This window comes from Streptomyces swartbergensis, from assembly GCF_002148965.1.
Taxonomy (GTDB): domain Bacteria; phylum Actinomycetota; class Actinomycetes; order Streptomycetales; family Streptomycetaceae; genus Streptomyces; species Streptomyces swartbergensis.
In genome coordinates, this window is record NZ_NGFN01000506.1 from 1 (window position 1) to 4,556 (window position 4,556).

3 protein-coding genes and 1 pseudogene are annotated in these 4,556 nt (G+C 73.0%); all 4 read right to left on the reverse strand.

All coding sequences use genetic code 11. From position 1 onward, the window contains the following. Positions 1-172: pseudogene (locus CA983_RS48610) on the reverse strand (flavin reductase); the annotation flags it as partial. Positions 173-214: 42 nt separating this feature from the next. Beyond that, the gene (locus CA983_RS41070; protein ID WP_086605759.1) at positions 215-1,012 is read right to left on the reverse strand and encodes an enoyl-CoA hydratase/isomerase family protein; all 798 of its coding nucleotides are present in this window, start codon (positions 1,010-1,012) and stop codon (positions 215-217) included. After that, positions 1,009-3,237 carry an acetate--CoA ligase family protein gene (locus CA983_RS41075; protein ID WP_086605758.1) on the reverse strand — a complete coding sequence of 743 codons (2,229 nt, stop codon included), beginning with the start codon at positions 3,235-3,237 and terminating at the stop codon, positions 1,009-1,011. Before CA983_RS41075 ends, CA983_RS41070 begins: the two co-directional genes overlap by 4 nt. Before the next feature lie 137 nt (positions 3,238-3,374). Continuing rightward, positions 3,375-4,556: flavin-containing monooxygenase (locus tag CA983_RS41080; protein WP_425276510.1), on the reverse strand; the 1,182-nt coding region annotated here is incomplete at its 5' end.

Sequence of the window (4,556 nt, forward strand, 5' to 3'; positions counted from 1 at the left end):
TCGCGAAGTTCCCGAGGACGCGGCGGAACTGTGCCGGGTCCAGGGGAGCGCGCTCGTCCTCGCCGACGCACCGCAACTCGGGGCGCGGCAGCGCTTCGACGGGCTCCGGGGCGGGTGTGCGGACCGACCTGAGGTAGCGGACGGCGGCTTCTGCCATTCCTGCTTGTCCCATCACACCCATCATTGAAACTGACGGCACGTCAGATAGGAAGGGTCAGTGGCCCCCGAACACCGGGCTCCGCCGCTCCGCGAAGCTCCGTACGCCCTCCTGCGCGTCCGCCGTCGTCATGTTGATCTCCTGCGCGGCGGCCTCGGCGGCGAAGGCGGTCGCGCGGTCGGCGTCGAGGGAGGCGTTGACGAGCTGTTTGGTCAGGGCGAGAGCGCGGGTCGGGCCGGTGGCGAGGCGTTCGGCCCAGGCGCGGGCCGTCTTGTCCAGGTCGCCGTCCGGGACGACCCGGTTGACCAGCCCCATCCGCTCCGCGTCGGTCGCCGAGAGCGCGTCGCCGAAGAACATCAACTCCTTCGCGCGCCGCGGGCCGATGAGGCGGGGGAGGAGGTAGGCGCCTCCGCCGTCCGGCACCAGACCGCGTCGTACGAACACCTCGATGAAACGGGCCGATTCGGCCGCGAGGGCCAGGTCGCAGGCGAACGCCAGATGCGCGCCGAGGCCCGCCGCCGTGCCGTTGACCGCCGCGAGCACCGGCTTCTCGCAGTCGAGGACGGCGGCGATCAGACGCTGGGCGCCGGAGCGGAGAGTGCGGGCGACGTCTCCGGGGGCGCGTTCGCCGGTCGTCGTGGCGGCGGTGCCCCGGAGGTCCGCGCCGGCGCAGAAGCCGCGCCCCGTTCCCGTCAGGACGACCGCGCGTACGTCCGGCGACGCGGACGCCTCCGACAGCAGCCGCACGACCTCGTCCCGATCGTCGGGCGTGAGGGCGTTGAGGGTCTCGGGCCGGTTGAGGGTGATGGACAGGACGTGGTGGCCCCTCGTGTGCAGAACGGCGGGTTCCGTCATCGGCTGCACACCGCCAGCGCGTCCAGCGCCACCGCTCCCTGCCCCTGGGGCAGGACCATCAGCGGGTTGATGTCCAACTCCGCGAGCTGGTCGCCGAGTTCGAATGCCATGCGTTGCACGCGCAGGACGACTTCGACGAGTGCGTCCAGGTCCGCCGGCGGCCGGCCCCGGACCCCGTCGAGCAGCGCCCGGCCGCGCAGCCCGGCGAGCATGTCCCGCGCCTGGTCCTCACCGAACGGCGGCACCCCTACGGCGGTGTCGCGCAGGACCTCCACGAGCACGCCGCCGAGCCCCACGGTCACGGTCGGTCCGAACAGGTCGTCGTGCGTGACTCCGACGACCATCTCGACGCCCTGCTCGACCATCTGGCAGACCAGTACGCCGTCCAGCGGGACATCCTCGTAGCGGGCGATGTCGGTCAGCTCCCGGTAGGCGTCGCGGACCTGGCTCGCCGAGGTGAGCCCGATCTTCACGAGGCCCAGTTCGGTCTTGTGGGCGATCCGGGCCCCCGAGGCCTTCATCACCACCGGGTAGCCCACCAGTCCCGCCGCCCGTACGGCCGCCGCCGCGCTGGTCACCAACTGCTCGCGCGGCACGCGGATGCCGTACGCCCGCAGCAGCTGCTTCGCCGCGTGCTCGCTGAGCTGCTCGCCGGGCCGCATGAGCGCCTGGGCTTTGCGGTAGGACGGCGAGGGGGTGCGCGGGGCGTCGTCGAAGGGGGAGCGGTAGCCGGTCGTGAAGCGGTGGTGGCCGAGGTAGGCGCGGACGGCGGTGAGGCAGTTGCCGACCGTGCGGAAGGTGGCCACGCGGGAGGAACCGAGCAGGACCTCGCGGTAGGCCGGCTCGGTGCCGACCGGTGAGCCCCAGACCACGCACACCAGCTTGTCCGTCTGCTCCGCCGCCTCCACCAGGTCCCGTACGAGCCGGTCGCTGAGCGGGGGGAACGGCCCGGTGATCGGGCAGATGAGCACGCCCACCTCGGGGTCGTCGAGGATGGCGTCGATGATCTTCCGGCCGCGTCGGTCGCCGACCGGGTGACCGCCGTTGTCGACGGGGTTGGCGACGCTCAGGTACCCGGGTATCCACTGGTGCAGCTCGGCCTGTTTGGCCTCGGACAGGACCGGGAGCCGCAGGCCAGCCTCGGTCGCCAGGTCGGCGACGTGCGCGCCCGTGCCGCCGGAGATCGAGTAGACGACGACCCCGTCGGCGCGCGGCGGGCGGGCCCGGGCCAACAGGGCTGCTGTGTCCTGGAGTTCGTCCAGGCCGTCGACGCGGATCACGCCGTACTGCCGTAGCGCCGCGTCCACCACCGCGTCCGCGCCGGTCAGCTTGCCGGTGTGGGAGGCGGCCGTGCGGGCGCCGGTCTCGGTGCGGCCCACCTTGACCGCGACGACCGGCACGCCGCGCCGGGCGGCCCGGTCGGCGGCGAGCAGGAAGGAGCGGCCGTCCTTCAGCCCCTCCAGGTAGCAGGCGATGGCGCCGACCTCGGGCTGCTCGGCGAAGTAGGAGAGGAAGTCGGCGGTCTCCAGGTCGGCCTCGTTGCCGGTGGGTGCCCAGTGGGAGATCCGGATGCCGAGTTCCTGGAGGGCGAACAGGGGGCGGCCCTGGTGGCCGGACTGGGTGATCAACGCGATCGCCGGCCCCTCCAGGTCGTCACGGAACCGCTCGAAGGCGTTGAGGTTGGTGTTGGGGCCCAGCAGCCGCATCCCGGACCGCTCGACGGCGGCGGCCAGTCGCCGCTGGGCGGCCTCGCCCTCCGGCCCGGTCTCCGCGAACCCGGAGGCGAAGACGACCGCGAACCGTGCCTTGACCTCGGCCAGTTCCTCGACCACCGGGAGGGGGTCGCCGACCAGCACGACGGCCAGGTCGATCTGCTCGGGCAGGCCGGCGACGGAAGGGCGGCAGGGCATGCCGAAGACGGACGGCCTGCTCGGATGCACCGGATACAGCCGCGCCCCGACCCGCTCGGCCCAGTCGGCCAGTTGCCGTGTGACGCCGGTGTTGGGTCGCCCTTCGGCGTCGGACGCGCCGATCACGGCGACGGACCGCGGGCGGAAGAAGCGGTCCAGATCGGGTGCGTCGGCGTGCAGCGGACGTCCGCTGACATCGAGGTCTCCGAGCTGGGCCGGCCTGCCGTGCACGACGGGCCCGGACCGTTCGCCACAGGCGATGGCCCGGGCCCGGCGGGAGTCGGTGGTGAGGGTGCCGTGGGTCGATCCAAGCATCGTTCCGCCCGCTCCTGTGAGACAGCCGCTAACTGACGCTCTGTCAGATTATCCGAACTGACATGACGTCAGGAATGGCTGTGCAGGCAGCAAGTTGCGGTACCCCTGGGCCTCAGCCCTGTTCTCGCCCCCTGGTTTCAGCCCGGCAGTCGCGACACCCTCCCCGAACCGTCCCGCGCGATGGCCTTCGCGATCCTCACCGCGTCGATCGCCATCTCGCGGAACATGCCGCTGATCGGGTTGGTGAAGCCGGTGAAGTACAGGCCGGGCGCGGTCCGCGGGCTGCGGGGGCCCTGGGCGACGGGCCTCCCGCGGGCGTCGAGCACGTCGAGGTGGCCGACGAGGCCCTCCAGGGCCCGCGTGTAGCCGGTGGCCGCGACGACGGCGTCCGGGGAGAGGCGGGTGCCGTCGGCGAGTACGACCTTGCCGTCCTCGAAGCCCTCCACGGCCGCCACGACCTCCACCCTGCCCTTGCGCACGGCGTCGATCAGACCGACGTCCTGGACGGGGACGGCGCCCTCGGTGACCCGGGTGTAGAGGCCGGTGTCGGGCCGCGGCAGGCCGTGGGCGGACAGATCGGGCACGCTCAGTCTGCCCATCTGGCGGGCCATCCGGTCGACGAGGCCGACCGGCAGGTGCCGTGCCATGACGCCGGAGTACTGCGCGGCCCAGCCCGCGGTCGAGCGGCGCACGATGTGCGGGACGGTGCGGATGGACAGCCGTACCCGGGCGCCGCCGTCCGCCAGGTCCACGGCGATCTCGGCGCCGGTGTTGCCGGCGCCCACGACGAGGACCTCACGTCCGGCGAAGGGCTCGGCGTTGCGGTAGGCGGAGGCGTGCAGGAACTCGCCGGTGTACGTGTCGCGGCCGGGCCAGTCGGGCACGCGGGGCGTGTGGTTGTAGCCGGTGGCGACGACGACGGCCGCGCCGGTCAGCTCCCGGCCGCCGGTGGCGTGCAGCAGCCAGCCCGTGCCGTCGGGCGCGTGCTCGATACGGGACACCTCGACGCCGGTGACGATTTCGAGCCGGTGGTGCTCGGCGTACTTCTCCAGGTACCGCACCACGTTGTCCCGGGACACCCACCGCCCGAACCGGCGCGGCATCGGCAGGCCGGGCAGGGAGGACAGACGGCGGGTGGTGTGCAGGTGCAGCCGGTCGTAGTGGCCGCGCCAGGACGCCCCGACGTGGCCGGACTTCTCCAGGACGACGGCCCGTATGCCCCGGGCCCGCAGCGCGTACGCGGCGGAGAGTCCGCCGGGGCCGCCGCCGATGACGTAGACGGTGCGGTCGGGTGGAGGGGGCGCGGAGGAGTGTGTGGG